This window comes from Anaerolineae bacterium (assembly GCA_013178165.1).
Classification (GTDB): Bacteria; Chloroflexota; Anaerolineae; order Aggregatilineales; family Ch27; genus Ch27.
Genome location: JABLXG010000004.1, coordinates 208,687 through 224,123 on the forward strand (window position 1 = coordinate 208,687; position 15,437 = coordinate 224,123).

Genomic DNA, 15,437 nt, shown 5'->3' on the forward strand with positions numbered 1-15,437 from the left:
TGAATTGGGCAGGGAGCGCGGACTATGGCAATCAGCTTTGCAATGCCTGAGCGTGTGGAGCGCGAACGGATGATGGCCCAGGCGCTGGCCGAAGGGATCATGCGCCCGGTTTCCCGCCAGCTGGACGAAAACGAGCATGAGCGTCCGGTCGATTTCATCAAGCTGATCTGGCCGGTGATGCGCGATCAACAAGCCCGCGCTCTTGACCGGCTCAAAGCGCCGCCGGACCAGGAGAAGGAGAAAAAGCCACGCAGTCCATACCTGGCCATGATGGTGCAGATCGAGGCGCTCTCCTGGGGCGATGCCGGGCAGTACCTGTGTATCCCATCGCCGCTGCTGGCCGGGGCGGCCATTGAAGCGGTTGGCACGCCGGAGCAGAAGGAGCGCTTCCTGCGGCGTTTCGCCGAGGGCGATGCCCCTAGGTGGGGCGCGATGGCCATGACCGAGCCAAACGCCGGTTCCGATACCAAAGCGATCGAAACGACGGCGGTGCTCGACCCGGAGACCCACGAGTGGATCCTCAATGGCGAAAAGATCTTCATCACCAGCGGCGGCCTGGCGCTCAGGGAATCGGATGGCATCGTTGTTGTCTGGGCGACGATCGACCGTTCGGCTGGCCGGGCCGGGATGCGCCCGTTCGTTGTGGAAGCCGGGACGCCCGGCGTAACCGTATCCAAGCCAGAGATCAAGCATGGCATCCGCGCCAGCGACACGGTTTCAATCAAGTTCGAGAACTGCCGTATCCCATACGATAACTTGCTGGGTGATCCGGAAGTCCGGCGGGAGGGTAGCCGTGAGGGCTTCCGGGGGGCTATGGCAACATTCGACGCCTCCCGCCCGCTGGTGGCCGCCAGTGCGCTGGGCGTGGGCCGCGCCGCGCTGGAGTTCGTCAAAGAGACGCTTCACCAGCACGGCATCGATATCCCCTATGATCAGCCCTACCACAAGCTAAGCGCCATCCAGCGCGATGTGCTGGAGATGGAGGCACAACTCAAAGCGGCCTATCTGCTCACCCTGCGGGCCACCGCCATGCTGGACGAAGGGCTGCGCAACAGCCTGGAAGCGTCGATGGCCAAGGCCAAAGCTGGTAAGGCGGTTACGAAGGTGACGCAAAAGGCCGTCGAACTGCTGGGTATGATGGGCTACAGCCGCGAGTGGCTGGTGGAGAAGTGGATGCGCGACGCCCGGATCAACGACATCTATGAGGGCACCGGGCAGATCAATCTGCTGATTGTGGCCCGCCGCATCCTGGGGTATAGCAGCAGCGAACTGAGCTGATCTACGCTGGAGCGCCGGGCTGTAGACCACGTACTCTAACGTCTTTCAGGGGGAGGAAAGTCGATGGGCTATGCGATTCGCCGGGCAGCGGTGATCGGCTCCGGCACCATGGGCAGCGGCATCGCCGCCCTGCTGGCGGGTATGGGCATCCCGGTATTGTTACTGGACATCCCTGCACCGGGGACGCAGCCCGGCGATCCGCCGGAGGCACGGAATGCCATCGTACAGAGAAGCCTGGAGGCGCTCGGCAAGAGTCGCCCGGCCCAGCTTTTCGCCGCGGAAGACGCCGATCTGATTATCCCCGGCAACGTGGACGATGACCTGGCCCGCCTGGCGGACGCCGACTGGATCATCGAGGCCATCGTTGAGCGGCTGGAGACCAAGCAGGAACTGATGGCGCGCCTCGCTGCCGTCCGGCGACCGGATGCGATCGTCAGCACCAACACCTCCGGCCTGAGCATCAATGCCATCGCCGCCAGGCAGGAGGCCGGCTTCCGGCGGCACTTCCTGGGCACGCATTTCTTCAACCCGCCGCGCTACCTGCAGCTGCTGGAGATCATCCCCGGTGCGGAAACCGACCCGGCGCTGGTGGCGTTCATGGCTGCGTTCGGGCGCGATGTGCTGGGCAAGGGCGTGGTGATCGGCAGGGACACACCCAACTTCATTGCCAACCGGATGTTGAACCTGGTCGGTGCCTTTACGGTAGCTTATGCCGTTCAGCACGGCTTTACCGTGGGGGAGATTGATGCCCTGACCGGCCCCCTGATCGGGCGTCCCAAGACAGCGACCTTCCGGTTGCTCGATCTGGTGGGCATTGACGTGCTGGCGCATGTCAGCCGCAACCTGTACGAGGCCATCCCGGATGATCCGGCCCGTGAGGTGCTGGTGGATGCCGGGCTAACCCGCGTCCTGGATCGGATGGTGGCCGAAGGCTGGCTGGGCGGCAAGGCCGACCAGGGCTTTTACAGAAAGGTCTTTGTCGACGGCGAGCGCCAGTTCTGGGAGTTGAACCTGGAGACGTTCGAGTACGTGCCGCCCGCAAGTGTCCGCTTTGAGAGTGTGGGCAAGCACCGCAAGATCGAGGATACCGGGGCGCGTATCCGGGCGTTGATCGCGGAGGAAGATCGCGCCGGGCTGTTCCTGTGGGCGCTGCACGCCTTCTATCTGACGTATGCGGCGCAGATGGCCGGTGTGATCGCCGATGACCTGCCCAGCCTGGATCGCGCGGCGCGATGGGGTTTCGGGCATGAGCTTGGTCCGTTCGAAATCTGGGATGCCATTGGCGTGGCTGAGTCCGTTCCGCGCCTGGAAGCGGATGGCTACGCCGTGCCCGCCTGGGTGAAGGAGATGCTGGCTGGCGGCGGCGCTACGTTCTACCGCCGCGATGGGCACGGGATCGTGACCGGCGTTTACGACCCGGTGGCGAAGCGGTACCGCGATCTGGCCCCTGACCGGCAGGTGGTGGTCATCGCCGATCTAAAGGCGGCGGGCAGGATCGTGGAGGAGAACGCCGGGGCCAGCCTGATTGACATGGGCGATGGGGCGTTGCTGGTGGAGTTTCACACCAAAGCCAACGCCTTTGACGCCGATATCCTGGCCATGCTGCAGCGCGGACTGGCCCGGCTGGAAGATGACTTTGATGCGCTGGTGATCGGCAACCAGGGCCAGCACTTCTCACTGGGAGCCAACATCATGCTCATTGCGATGATGGCTCAGTCCGGGCAGTGGGACGAACTGGATCGGGTGATTCGCGAGGGGCAGGCGATCATGGAGGCGCTGCGCCACGCTCCCAGGCCGGTCGTGACTGCGCCCTTCGGCATGGCGCTGGGCGCGGGCGCAGAAGTCACGATGGCCTGTACAGCCTGCGTAGCCCACGCCGAGCTGTACATTGGCCTGGTGGAGTTCGGGCTGGGCCTGATCGCGGCCTGGACGGGCACTAAGGAGATGCTGCGGCGGGTGGTTAGCCCGGTCATGCGCACGCCCGGCGCCGATGTGCTGCCACACCTGCAGCAGGTCTTTGAGCAGATCGCGCTAGCCAAAGTCAGTGAAAGCGCCAAACAGGCGCGGGCAATGGGCTTCCTCAGCCCGGCGGACCGGATCGTCATGAGCCGCGACCAGCATCTGGCGGAAGCCAAACGTACAGCCCTGGCGCTGGCGCCCGGTTACCGCCCGGCTCTGCCGGGCAAGGTCTGGGCGGCGGGGCGGGATGCACTGGCGGCGCTCAAGCTGGCTGTGTGGCAAATGGTGCAAAGCGGTTACGCCAGTGAGCATGACGCCAAGGTTGCGGGCAAGCTGGCTTATGTCCTGACTGGCGGCGATCTAAGTGCGCCAGGCTGGGTGGATGAGCAGGTCATTCTTGACCTGGAACGAGAGGCGTTCCTGAGCCTGGCCGGGGAGCCAAAAACACAGGAGCGCCTGTGGTATATGCTCCAGTACAACAAGCCGCTACGCAACTAGCAGCGAGTGTGGCAGGTTTCTGTCGTAGGATACAGTGCGTAACCGAAATTGATGGGCAGCATGTATACGGCTGGATACTCCCCTGTCGTCGTTGTCGGTGTGGCGCTGCGGAGCACATCATGAGCGAGCGTTTTGACCAGTTCATCGCGCATCTGGCGGAGGCGGAAGTCGCCGCGGATGCCTGTAACCAGTACGCCTATGCTGACGGCTTCAACGCTGTCCGCCGGGAGAACCTACGCCTGTACCTGCACCAGATGGCGGCCCGCGATCCGAAGGTACTGCTGGTGGGGGAGGCGCCCGGCTACCAGGGTTGCCGTCGCTCCGGCCTGAATTTCACCAGCGACCATCTGATGCTTAACCCACCGCCTGGCGTGCCGATCCTGGGCGCGGCGGCGGGTTACCGCATGTCGCCAGAATATGACCGCCCGCGCAAAGAGCCGAGCGCGGCGATCGTCTGGGAGGCTATCGCCCGCACCGGCCTCCTGCCCGTGATCTTCGCCGCGTATCCGTTTCATCCCTTTCAGGCGGGCAAGCCGCTTTCCAACCGTGCCCCACGCGCGGATGAACTGGCGCAGGGACGTATCTTTCTGGCGGAGATGCTGGGCCTATTCGATTTCACGATAGTGCTGGCGGTGGGCAATATAGCCGAGCGATCGCTTTCCGCGCTGGGCGTGGACTTCATCAAGCTGCGCCACCCGTCGCATGGCGGCAAGGCGGCGTTTATGGCTGGCTTTGCGGCGGTGGCCCGGCAGGTGGGTAAGGAGCATGACCGATGAGAGATGCGGTGATTGTGGCGCTGACACGGACGGCGGTAGGCCGCGCCAGGAAGGGCGCAACCCGCAACACCCGTCCCGATGATCTGGCGGCGGCGGTGATCCGCGAACTGCTGCGCCAGACGGAAGGGCGGCTTGACCCGGCGCTGATCGATGATCTGGTACTGGGCTGCGCCTTCCCGGAAGGTCCGCAAGGGCTGAACATTGCTCGCGTGGTGGGCATCCTGGTCGGGTTGCCGGTGAGCGTCCCGGCGCAGACGATCAACCGCTTCTGCGCCAGTGGTCTGCAGGCCATCGCCAGCGCGGCGGAGCGGATCATCACCGGCGGCGCGGATGTGATCGTTGCCGGTGGGGTGGAATCGATGAGCGCGGTACCGATGGCCGGTTTTAGGCCCAGCCCTCACCTGAAGCTGGTGGAGGAGCACCCGGAAGCCTACATCAGCATGGGCCTGACAGCGGAGCGCGTGGCCGAGGAATACCGCGTGACCCGCGAGGAGCAGGATGCGTTTGCCTACGACAGCCACCGCAAGGCAGTCGCCGCCCAGGCAGCCGGCAAATTCGCGGCGGAGATCGTGCCCATCGAACTTGAGGAAGTCACCGTCGGGCCGGACGGCCGTTTGCAACGCCAGCGGATGGTCTTTGACCGCGACGAGCATCCCCGCCCGGATACCTCTCTGGAAGCTCTGGCGGCGCTCAAGCCGGTCTTCAGGGAGGGGGGCACGGTCACGGCGGGCAATTCGTCGCCGCTGAGCGATGGCGCAGCGGGGGTGATCATCATGGAGGCCGGGATGGCCGCCCGGCTGGGCCTGACGCCGCTGGCGCGCTTCGTGGCCTTCGATGTGATCGGGGTGCGTCCGGAGGTGATGGGCATCGGGCCGGTGGAAGCGGCGCCGCGCGCCCTCAGGCGAGCCGGGCTGACCCTGGCTGACCTCGACCTGATCGAGCTAAACGAAGCCTTTGCCGCGCAGAGTGTGGCCGTCATCCGCGAGCTGGGGCTGGACCCGGCAATCGTCAATGTCAACGGCGGCGCAATTGCCCTGGGGCATCCGCTGGGCGCAACCGGGGCCAAGCTGACGGTTCAACTGCTGCATGAACTGCGACGGCGCGGCGGCAGGTACGGCCTGGTCACCATGTGTATCGGCGGCGGGATGGGTGCTGCGGGTATCTTTGAGTGCCTGAACTGATGCAGCTCTGAAACCGCAACTTCATCAGCAGCAGGTGCGTATTATTATAAGGGCGGATGCAGGTTCAGAAAATATGACGGGCGGTGCGCTGCTTGCCGCCCTCGTGTGCTGTTTTGCCATGGAAAAGGACACTGCGATGCGCGACCGCGACCGATTGTGGATCACGCTGGCGATCTGGGTGATCTTTGGCGCCATCACGATCATGTTCTTCGCTATTGCCCTTGGCCCGGCTTCGAAGCCGCTTGGCCAGGATACGATCTTTGCCATTGTTGCCGCCCTGGCAGCGGCGGCAACGCTTTCCACAGCGGCGGTCTGGGGGCGGCTGGGGAACACTGGCGAAGGGAGCCGGGAAACGCAGGACAGCGGCAAGCTGAAGCGGCCTGACCCGGCACGCCTTGCCCGGCTGATCGAGAGCCTGGACGATGATGAGATTGCTGAGCTGGAAACGTTGCTTAAGATGCAGGAACGCTAGTGCGGTCATGTTCTCTGAAGCTTGGTGGCAGGGCCACGGGAGAAAATAATGGATGACCGATATCGGTTCTTATCGACGGGTGTTGTGTGGACTGCCTACGCTACCGTCTTGATCACCCTGTTCATCGCTCTGGTGGCCGGGCAGCCGCCCGTAAATGAGACGTTGATGATCATGCTGGGGGTGTTTGTGCTGTTTCTGACATCTGTCGCCGGGATGGCGACAGCGACTATCTGGCGCGCTGGCGGGCGGCGAGCGGCTGCCAGTCCCTATGTACAGCAGGAAGCGGGCAAGGCCAAGCGCGATGTCTCCGACCGGATCGGGCGGCTGATTGAAGCGCTTGACGAGGACGAGATCATCGAGTTAGAAACGCTGCTGGCGGTTCGGCACGATGAACGACGTTGAGCGGAGACAGGTCAGGAGGTAGCCCATGCGCGACGTGCTGCGCACGGGGGTGACGGCAGTGATCTGGGTGGTTTTTACCATGTTCATGATCGCCCAGTTCGCCATGGCTAGCGAGACACCAGTCCCGCTCTACTACTTCGTGGCCATGGCGACGACGGGCGCGCTGGCGATTCTGGCTTTCATGCTGACGGTTCGCGTCTGGCGGCGGGAGGAACCAGAAACCCGGCGGCTGGCAACTACTAAAGCCAAGCGGGGCAATCTGGCCGTCCGCCTGGAGCGGCTGGCTGAGGAACTGGACGAGGACGACCTGATCGAGCTGGAGACGCTGATCCGGATGCGCGGGCAGGAACATTCCGGTTAGCGATGCATCGTTGCGGCAGGGAGTGACAGCTATTCTGACTGGCAGCGGGGAGCTATGAGCGATCAGCGCACATTCTGGACGGCCATCGTGACCATGGTGATCTGGGTTGCGATGACGGTAATCTCGATCATCTTCATGACGCTTGAGGATGTTACCGCGCTCGGCGCGGCGGCGTTTGTGATTATTATGGCCGGGGTGGCTATCGGCGGTACTATTGCCATCTGGACGGGCGAGACCGAATCCGCACGGCAGCCCGGCGGGATGCGCGGTGATACCCGCAAGACCAAGCGCGGCGACCCGGAGCGTATTGCCCGCCTGATCGAGCAACTGGACGGCGACCAGATGGTGGAACTGGAGACCCTGTTGATGGCCCGGCGGGATGATGCGCTGGACGACCGGTAGCCCGGCCAGGGAAATTCTCTGCCTGGACGACTGTGATCTGACCCTGCGAACTCAAATACTCAGAGAGGCGACATGAGCAAGACGTTGCTTGAACAGGAGATACACGAGCAGCCAGAGGCGCTGGCCCGCCTGCTGGCCGCTGAAAGCGATCACATTGCCCATCTTGCCGGTGTCATCCGGCAGGCCCAGCCACCGTTTGTGCTGATCGTGGCGCGTGGATCATCGGATAACGCGGCGGTTTACGGCAAGTACGCGCTGGGAATCTTCGCCGGGTTGCCGGTGGCCCTGGCCGCGCCGTCGATCACGACCTACTATGGCCGGATGCCTCGTGTCCGCGGCGCGCTGGTGATCGGCGTATCCCAGAGCGGGCAGGGCGAAGACGTGCGCATGGTTGTCGACCAGGCGCGGGCGCAGGGCGCCCTGACGCTGGCGGTGACCAACGATCCCGAATCGCCGCTGGCGAAGACCGCTGAGCATTGCATCGGCCTGCATGTCGGCCCGGAAAAGAGCGTGGCGGCTACCAAGACGTACACCGCTCAACTGACGGTCATGGCGATGCTGGCCTCCCATATCGCCGATGACGCCGGGCTGAAGCATGACCTGGCCGGATTGCCGGCATGGGTCAGCCAGACGCTTCTGCTGGCGCAGGACGCCCCGGCGCGGGCGGAGCGTTACCGCTACATGACGCGCTGTGTCACCCTGGGGCGTGGCTTCAACTACGCGACCGCGTTTGAATTGGCGCTTAAGATCAAGGAACTGACGTACATCGGGACTACGCCATACAGCCCGGCGGATTTCCGCCATGGCCCGATGGCTCAGGTGGATGAGGGCTTTCCGGTGCTGGCGATCGCCCCGGATGGCGCGGTGCTGGGCGATGTGCTGGATTTGATACGCGAGCTACGGGAGCGCCAGGCCGAACTGATCGTGATCTCCAACCGGGAGGAAGCGCTGGCCCTGGCGCAGACTCCGCTGCCGATTCCGGCTATCCCGGAGTGGCTCTCCCCCATCGTAGCGACCATTCCGGGGCAGTTACTGGCCTTTGGCCTCAGCCGGGCCAAAGGCTACGATGTCGACCACCCGCGTCTGTTGCGCAAGGTGACCAGCACCCGCTGAACACCGATCCGGACGATAGCGCCCCGCTTGCATTGGCGGGGCGTTTTGATGCGGCGGCCCTACAGATCGCGCACGATGGCAGCAACCTCGCGGGCGATGGCCCGGATTTCCTCCAGCGGGCGGCGGCCATCGCCGGCCAGCCCGTCGCCGGCCAGGCCGCAGGCTGTTGCCCCGGCCCGCAGAAAGTCGGCGATGTTGCCAACATGCATGTAGCCGTTACAGGTGAAATCCAGGTGGTTGAGCGGGCCGCGCATAGCCTTGAAGTAGTTGATGCCCAGCGCCCCGGCGGGGAAGAACTTGATCAGCTTGCAGCCGTGGTTAGCGGCGTTGACGGCCTCGCTGGGGGTGGCCACGCCGGGGGCGATGAGCAGGCCGGCGGCGTGGGCGGTGGAGACGACGGCGGGGTCAAAGGCGGGCGAGACCAGGAATTGCGCGCCCAGCTCCAGCGCCTGGCCGACCTGTGCCGGTTGCAGGATGGTGCCCATCCCGGCCAGCAAATCCGCGCCAAAAGCCTGCCGCACGGCTGGCAACGCTTCCTGCCATTCTGGCGAATTGGTCGTCAGTTCGACGATGTCGAGGCCGTTTTCCAGCAGTACTTCGCAGACGGCAATGGCTTTGGCCGGCGGAAAATCCCCGCGCAGCACGACGATGATGCGGGTCTGGCGGATGCGGGCCAGGGCGGATGCGGCGTCCATCACAGGGTGCCTCCTTTGGTGGCAGGTGCAGCAAGAGCACGGCTATCCGGCGTTGCCATTATTGGCAACCAGGCGGTGGAGCGCCTGTACAGCGCGCCGGGCATCTTTGGAGTCAACAGCCAGCGAGATGTTGGCATCGGACGATCCCTGGGCGATCACAATGACGTTGATCTGCTCCTCGGCCAGCACGCCAAAGATGCGCGCCGCCACGCCGGGCGTCTCCCGCATCCCGGCGCCGACGATCGTGATCACCTCGATGTTCTCCTGCGCCCAGACACGGTCGACGTCCTGGCGGCTGATCTCGGCAGCCAGTTCGGCTTTGATGGCGGCCACCGCTCGCGCCGAGTCAGTGTCGCGCACAATGAAGCAAAAGCTTTGCTCAGACGACGACTGTGAGATCACCAGCAGATTGACTTCTTCCCGCGCCACCGCGCTGAAGGTGCGCCCGGCAATGCCCGGCACGCCGATCATACCGCGCCCGGCGACGGTGATCAGGTGAACGTCAGGGATGATGGTGATCGCCTTGGCGATGAAAGGCGTCATTTCCGGCTCAGGGCGGATCAGCGTTCCCGGATGAGTCGGGTTGAACGTATTGCGCACGCGGATGGGCATGCCGCGATCCATGACCGGCAGGATTGTCTTGGGGTGGAGCACCTTGGCGCCAAAGAAAGCCAGTTCGCCGACCTCCCGGTACGAGAGAATCGGGATAACATGGGCGCTGGGCACCAGGCGTGGGTCAGCGGTCATCACGCCATCGACATCGGTCCAGATCCATAGCTCATCGGCGTCGATGCAGGCGGCCAGGATACCGCCGCTGTAATCGCTGCCGCCGCGTCCCAGGGTCGTCGTGATGCCTGTCTCGGTCGCGCCAATGTAGCCGGTGACGATCGGCAACACACCCGCTTTGAGCAGGGGGACAAGGTGCTGCTGAACGCGCGCACGCGTTTTGTCCATCAGCGGCGTGGCGTTCTGAAAGGCGGCGGTGGTCACGATCAGGCGGGTGGCGTCGATAGGGAGCGCCGCCGCCCCGCGATCCTGCAGGTGAGCGGCCAGCAGCCGGGCGCTAAGACGTTCTCCGATAGAGACGATTGCATCCAGACCGCGGTTGGTCAATTCGCCCAGGATGGCGACGCTGCGGCATAGATCCTGGAATTCGTCGACCAGGCGGTGCAGCTCCGCCAGCAGGGCTTCCTGAGCCTCCGGCGTGCGGACCAGTTCGCGAGCAGCTTCGTGATGGCGGTCGCGCAGATCGGCAGTGGTTTTCAGGTAGACGGCGGTGTGGCCTTCGGCGGCGGCGCGGGCGGAGTCCAGCAGCTGGTTGGTGACGCCGGACATTGCCGAGACGACCGTGAGCACCTGATGCCCCTGTTCCACGGCATCAAGGATGATCTGGCCGACAGAGGCGATGATCGCCGCGTTGCCCATCGACGTGCCACCAAATTTGAAGGTCAGGGTCGCCATGCCGGGTGCTCCTTGTTGTGTCATCGTGCTGCCAGCCCGGCGGGGATCAAAAACGCCCTCGCGGTGACGAGAGCGCGTGGGGCACGGGGTGTGCTGCCAGGGCCGCTCTCATCTGCCAGATCAGAGTCTGTCGGAATTGGCACCTTCTTCGCGCTGGCCAAACCGGGGCCAGGACGAAGGGTTGCCGCGGTTTCGCAGGGCCGATCCCTCCACCGCTCTGGATAAGAGTGTGCTGGATGCTATACCAATTGGTAAACTGGCGGGGAATGGTAGCATGGTGGCCAGGGCATGTCAAGCAGTACGATTCAGTTCAATCGCCAGCGGGAAGAGAGGGCGGAAATCATGCGTATTCTTGTCGCCCCCAATGCGTTCAAGGGTGCGCTATCTGCGCCGGAGGCCGCCGCGTGCATCGCGCGCGGGCTGGAGCGCTCTGGCCTGGACTGCGCCGTCGAGTTGATGCCCATCGCCGATGGCGGCGATGACACGATGGAGGTGTTGGCCGGGCAGGGTGGGACGATCTACCCGGTCATGGTCGACGATCCGCTGGGGCGACCGGTGCAGGCCGCCTGGGGGATGCTGGCTGATGGCGAAACCGCTGTGGTGGAGATGGCCCGCGCTTCCGGCCTCAAGTTGCTCCGCCCAGAGGAGCGCGATCCGTTGCGGGCTTCCACCTATGGCACCGGACAACTGATCGCCGCAGCGATTGCAGGCGGGGCGCGGCGGATCATCGTCGGCGTGGGTGGCAGCGCCACTGTTGACGGCGGCGCGGGCTGTATGCAGGCGCTGGGTGTCCGCCTGCTGGATGCTGATGGTCGTGAGGTGCCGCGTGGCGGCGGCTTGCTGAGCCGGGTGGCCCGCATCGACACGAGCAATATGCTGGCTCCCCTGCGTGAGCGGCGCGTGCAGGTGATGGTTGCCTGTGATGTGGATAACCCGACACTGGGACCGAACGGCGCGGCGGCTGTCTTTGGCCCGCAAAAAGGAGCAACGCCGGAGCAGGTGGCCCTGCTGGAGGCGGGGCTGAGCCATTTCTTCACGCTGGTGGCGGAACAGGTTGGAGTCGATGTGCGGGCGCTGCGAGGCGGCGGGGCAGCAGGAGCGCTCTCTGCCGGGTTGGCAGCCTTCCTTGGTGCAGAGTTGCGCCGGGGGATTGACCTGGTGCTGGAGGCGTTGCATTTTGAGGAACGGCTGGCCGGAATTGATCTGGTCATCACCGGCGAAGGGCGCATGGATTCGCAGACGTTGGGTGGCAAGGGGCCGTTCGGTGTGGCCGTGGCCGCCAGGGTGCACGGCGTCCCCAGCGTGGCCCTGGTGGGTGGCGTCGGCGACGGCGAAGATGCGCTGCTGGACGCCGGCCTGACGGCGATCGTGCCGATTGCGCCGGGACCGATCGCGCTGGAGGAGGCGCTGGCCAAGGCAGGCGCCCTGCTGGAGCGGGCCGCCATCCGCCTTGGACGGCTGATCGCGCTGGGCCGCGCCTTACCCGGTAGGAGGTCTGAGCTATGAGCGGCTTGCTATCCCTGTCGCGGCGGCGAGCTATCCTACGCCGGACGATGCACGCGCTGCAGGGCGTTTTCGCCCGCGCCGAGGTGCGCGGGGTGGAGAACATTCCCCCGCGTGGCCCGCTGCTGATCCTGTTCAACCACCTTTCCACGCTCGACGGGCCGTTGGTGATGGCGAACATGCCGGGCGAGATTGAACTGGTCGGGCCGGGCGACTTCCCCATGACCGCGGCGGGGCAACTGGTGATCCGCGCTTACGGGATCACGTTGATCAACCGGGGACGCGCCGATCGGGGTAGCCTGCGGGCTGTGATCGATCACCTGCGGGCCGGTCGTATGGTGGCCATGGCTCCTGATGGTGGGACGTGGGAGAAGGGGATCACGGATGTCAAGGATGGCGCAGCGTACCTCTCCCAGCTCACCCAGACGCCGATACTGCCGGTGGGACTGGGCGGCCTGTATCGCGTGCCGGTGCCCGGTTTGGCAGCGTTGCTGAGCCGCCCGCGGATCACGATCACCTTCGGGGAGGTCATGCCGCCGGTGCCGCCCAGCGCTGACCGCCGCCACCGTGAAGCCGATCTCCGGGCCGCGTCGCTGGCGATCATGCAGCGCATCTACGATCTCCTGCCACCGGAAGATCGCGCCCGTTATGACGCCTGGGGACAAGCCATCTACGACCTGCGTCTGGAATTTGTCGCTGAAAATGGGGCGCCGATCGTGTACAATGGCCCGCCGTTACCCGACCTGAACGCGCTGGGTGAATTCCTGGCCAAGCCGAATCTCTTCCGTCCCATGTGGCAGAATGCCCGTCTGGTGGTCGACCCCTTCCGGGAGTCCCGCTTCTTCCCGGCGATGGAGGTGCGGCTGGCCGCCCGTGACCTGTACAGGACACTGACGACCGGGACTTTTGACGTTTACCTGCAGTATCGGCTGGGGAACGAGCGGGCAACGGCGGCGCTGGCGGGCCTGCAGGCCGTACGTGATGAAGTCTGTGAATGGGCGCTGCAGCGCGGGGCGCGGCTGCGTCTGACGCCGGTGATCCGCCTGCCGGAAGAGCACAATGTGCAGCCTAACCTGCATCCTTCCGGCGTCGGGGGTGTTGTAGAGGGGTAGGGATCGGTACAGGACGAGGAAACCCCGATAGGTCTGGCTGCATCTAAGACCTGCCGCTGTGGATGGTAGTAAGCCGGTGGGTCAGGCTGTCGGGGATAGCCTGTCGGCAAGAGGGAGAACGGATTTTGGCGGATTCACCACTGGTTACGTCGATCTTCGACTACAGAACGGAACTCATCGATCTTGGCACGCTGGGCAAAGTGCGCGTCCGGCTGCCGATGGTCAATCCGTTACGCCTGCGTCGTCGTATTCTGCATGGTCTGGCGCATACCTTTCATGACCTGATGACCCGCACCGAGGTCTACGGGCAGGAGAACATCCCGGCCCGCGGCCCGGTGCTGATTCTGCCCAACCACCTCTCCAACCTGGATGGCATGCTGGTACTGGCCTACTACCCGCGCCAGATCGAGATGGTCGGCCCCGGCGACTTCAAGATGATTACGCTCAAAGACTGGTTGCTGCGCGCCTATGGCGTGACGCCGATCAATCGCGGGCGAGCGGACGCAGCCAGCCTGCGCAATCTGGTCACCCATCTGCGTTCCGGGCGCGACCTGCTCATGTTCCCCGATGGTGGGATGTGGGAGAAGCGGCGTTTTGTGGCCAAAGAAGGGGCCGCCTACCTCTCCCAGCTCACCGGCGCACCGATCCTGCCTGTTGGCCTCAGCGGGACATACCTCAAGACAATCGATGCCTTCACCGGGCGTATGCCGCGCCTGACGTTGCGCTTCGGGGAGTTGATGCCGCCCGTGCCGCCCAGCCGGGATCGCCGCATGCGCAACAGTGACCTGGATGCTGCTTCCGCTGAGATTATGGCCCGTATCTGGGACCTGCTGGAGCCGGAAGAGCAGGCCCGTTACCGGCGCTGGGCGCGGGAAGTCTACCGCCTGCAGATCGACTTCCGTTGGGCCGCGACTGATGAATTGCTGCCTTATGACGGTCCGGCGTTGCCGGATATGAGCGCGCTGGCGGAGTTTATGGCCAAGCCCAATCTCTTCCGCCCGATGTGGGAGAATGCCCGGCTGAATATCGATCCGTTCCGGCAGGCGCGTTTCTTTGGCCCGCTGGAGTTGCGTTTTGCTGCTCGCGACCTGGGTGCATTGCTGCAGGGTGAGTACGACCGCTACCTGCCATACCGCCTGGGCGACGAGGCCGCGCTGCAGGTCAATGCGGCGCTGGAGGCCCTGCGGACAACAGTTAGCGAGTGGGCGATGGCGCATGACGCACTGGTACGCCTGGCACCGATATGCAGCGATCCGGAGGAGCAGGGCTGAACCCGGCAGGATGATAGCTGTTCCGGCTGGTGAGCCGTGAACTATATCTGACAGTGACAGAACAACACAGGGCTGCGCCGGAAGAAGGCGCAGCCCTGCTGTTTCAAGTTAAGTGGTGAACAGCGCGTTTATCGCTTCTTCCGGGGAAACCAGGGGAAGAAGGCCGGCGTAGTTTCCATGTACTCGCGGTAGGCAGGCCGGGTTTCCTTAAGGGATTTCTCCAGCAGGGCCACGCCGGAGACACGCACGAGCAGGAAGGTCATGATCAGCGGGCTGTAGACCGTCCACCAGCCGCCCGCTGCCGCTGCGATCAGCCAGAACCCCCACCACTGCGTGGCATCACCGAAGTAATTGGGATGGCGGGTGTAGCGCCAGAAGCCGGTATTGAGCACCTTGCCTTTGTTGGCCGGGTTGCGCTTGAACTGCATGAGCTGCCAGTCGCCGCCGGCCTCAAAGGCGAAACCGATGATCCACACGATCACGCCAAGATAGTCGATGAAGGTCAGGTTGGCAGGGGTGGCGCTCCATTGCGCGGCCAGTAGCGGGATCGAGACGACCCACAGGATCACGCCCTGCAGCAGGAAGACACGGAAGAAGCTCATCCACCACCAGCTGGCGCCGTGCTCCTGGCGCCATTTGGCGTAGCGGAAGTCTTCCCCTTTGCCGATGTTGCGGTAGCCGATGTGCAGGGAAAGCCGCAGGCCCCAGATGGCGACCAGCGCCAGCAGGAGCAGCTTGCGCGTTCCAAAGCCGTCCGGCGTGAGGGCGAAGTACGTGGCGCCAACGACGACGAAACCGAACCCCCAGAAAATGTCAACGATGCTGGAGTCTTTGATGGCCAGGCTAATCAGCCACAGGATGGTCATCAGGACCGTGGCTGCCAGCAGGCCGGTGAGATAGACCTCAAGAAAAGTCATGCTGGATCGCTCCCCCAGGACAACAAGACATATGTT

Annotated in this window: 15 protein-coding genes and 1 riboswitch; of the genes, 12 read left to right on the forward strand and 3 right to left on the reverse strand. The window is 64.3% G+C overall.

The genetic code is table 11. The annotated features are described in order from the left end of the window. Positions 1–24: 24 nt before the first annotated feature. The 9 genes from HPY64_03975 to HPY64_04015 all read left to right on the forward strand — a co-directional run bounded on the left by HPY64_03975 (position 25) and on the right by HPY64_04015 (position 8,442). Positions 25–1,278 (forward strand): acyl-CoA dehydrogenase, encoded by a 1,254-nt coding sequence (locus HPY64_03975; GenBank protein ID NPV66284.1) that lies wholly within the window; start codon positions 25–27, stop codon positions 1,276–1,278. Positions 1,279–1,341: 63 nt separating this feature from the next. After that, the gene (locus HPY64_03980) at positions 1,342–3,735 is read left to right on the forward strand and encodes a 3-hydroxyacyl-CoA dehydrogenase/enoyl-CoA hydratase family protein (GenBank protein ID NPV66285.1); all 2,394 of its coding nucleotides are present in this window, start codon (positions 1,342–1,344) and stop codon (positions 3,733–3,735) included. A 119-nt stretch (positions 3,736–3,854) separates the two neighbouring features. After that, on the forward strand, positions 3,855–4,511 hold the full coding sequence (locus HPY64_03985; GenBank protein ID NPV66286.1) for a uracil-DNA glycosylase: 657 nt from the start codon (positions 3,855–3,857) through the stop codon (positions 4,509–4,511). Further along, positions 4,508–5,692: an acetyl-CoA C-acyltransferase gene (locus HPY64_03990; protein NPV66287.1), complete on the forward strand. Its 1,185-nt coding sequence runs from the start codon at positions 4,508–4,510 to the stop codon at positions 5,690–5,692. The genes HPY64_03985 and HPY64_03990 overlap by 4 nt, the downstream gene beginning before the upstream one ends. A 136-nt stretch (positions 5,693–5,828) precedes the next feature. Next, positions 5,829–6,164, forward strand: a complete 336-nt coding sequence (locus tag HPY64_03995) for a hypothetical protein (protein NPV66288.1) — start codon at positions 5,829–5,831, stop codon at positions 6,162–6,164. 48 nt (positions 6,165–6,212) lie between these two features. Continuing rightward, complete coding sequence (locus HPY64_04000; protein ID NPV66289.1) at positions 6,213–6,566, forward strand: hypothetical protein; 354 nt, start codon at positions 6,213–6,215, stop codon at positions 6,564–6,566. Positions 6,567–6,591: 25 nt separating this feature from the next. Continuing rightward, a complete protein-coding gene (locus tag HPY64_04005; GenBank protein NPV66290.1) occupies positions 6,592–6,927 on the forward strand; it encodes a hypothetical protein in 336 nt (111 codons plus the stop codon). Positions 6,928–6,981: 54 nt separating this feature from the next. Further along, the gene (locus tag HPY64_04010; GenBank protein ID NPV66291.1) at positions 6,982–7,329 is read left to right on the forward strand and encodes a hypothetical protein; all 348 of its coding nucleotides are present in this window, start codon (positions 6,982–6,984) and stop codon (positions 7,327–7,329) included. Positions 7,330–7,401: 72 nt separating this feature from the next. After that, complete coding sequence (locus HPY64_04015) at positions 7,402–8,442, forward strand: SIS domain-containing protein (protein NPV66292.1); 1,041 nt, start codon at positions 7,402–7,404, stop codon at positions 8,440–8,442. A 59-nt stretch (positions 8,443–8,501) separates the two neighbouring features. On the opposite strand, the gene HPY64_04020 is transcribed toward HPY64_04015, so the two are convergent. Next, positions 8,502–9,137, reverse strand: coding sequence for a bifunctional 4-hydroxy-2-oxoglutarate aldolase/2-dehydro-3-deoxy-phosphogluconate aldolase (locus tag HPY64_04020; GenBank protein ID NPV66293.1), 636 nt, complete (start codon positions 9,135–9,137; stop codon positions 8,502–8,504). Positions 9,138–9,179: 42 nt separating this feature from the next. Then, a complete protein-coding gene (locus HPY64_04025; GenBank protein ID NPV66294.1) occupies positions 9,180–10,598 on the reverse strand; it encodes an aspartate kinase in 1,419 nt (472 codons plus the stop codon). A 105-nt stretch (positions 10,599–10,703) separates the two neighbouring features. Next, positions 10,704–10,826, reverse strand: a riboswitch (SAM riboswitch). Positions 10,827–10,940: 114 nt separating this feature from the next. Here HPY64_04025 and HPY64_04030 point away from each other — a divergent pair. From HPY64_04030 to HPY64_04040, 3 genes are all read left to right on the forward strand, one after another. Next, positions 10,941–12,104: a glycerate kinase gene (locus HPY64_04030; protein NPV66295.1), complete on the forward strand. Its 1,164-nt coding sequence runs from the start codon at positions 10,941–10,943 to the stop codon at positions 12,102–12,104. Continuing rightward, positions 12,101–13,213 carry a 1-acyl-sn-glycerol-3-phosphate acyltransferase gene (locus HPY64_04035; GenBank protein ID NPV66296.1) on the forward strand — a complete coding sequence of 371 codons (1,113 nt, stop codon included), beginning with the start codon at positions 12,101–12,103 and terminating at the stop codon, positions 13,211–13,213. The genes HPY64_04030 and HPY64_04035 overlap by 4 nt, the downstream gene beginning before the upstream one ends. Positions 13,214–13,338: 125 nt before the next feature. Next, on the forward strand, positions 13,339–14,484 hold the full coding sequence (locus HPY64_04040; protein ID NPV66297.1) for a 1-acyl-sn-glycerol-3-phosphate acyltransferase: 1,146 nt from the start codon (positions 13,339–13,341) through the stop codon (positions 14,482–14,484). 128 nt (positions 14,485–14,612) lie between these two features. On the opposite strand, the gene HPY64_04045 is transcribed toward HPY64_04040, so the two are convergent. Next, on the reverse strand, positions 14,613–15,401 hold the full coding sequence (locus tag HPY64_04045) for a DUF1295 domain-containing protein (GenBank protein ID NPV66298.1): 789 nt from the start codon (positions 15,399–15,401) through the stop codon (positions 14,613–14,615). Positions 15,402–15,437 lie beyond the last annotated feature (36 nt).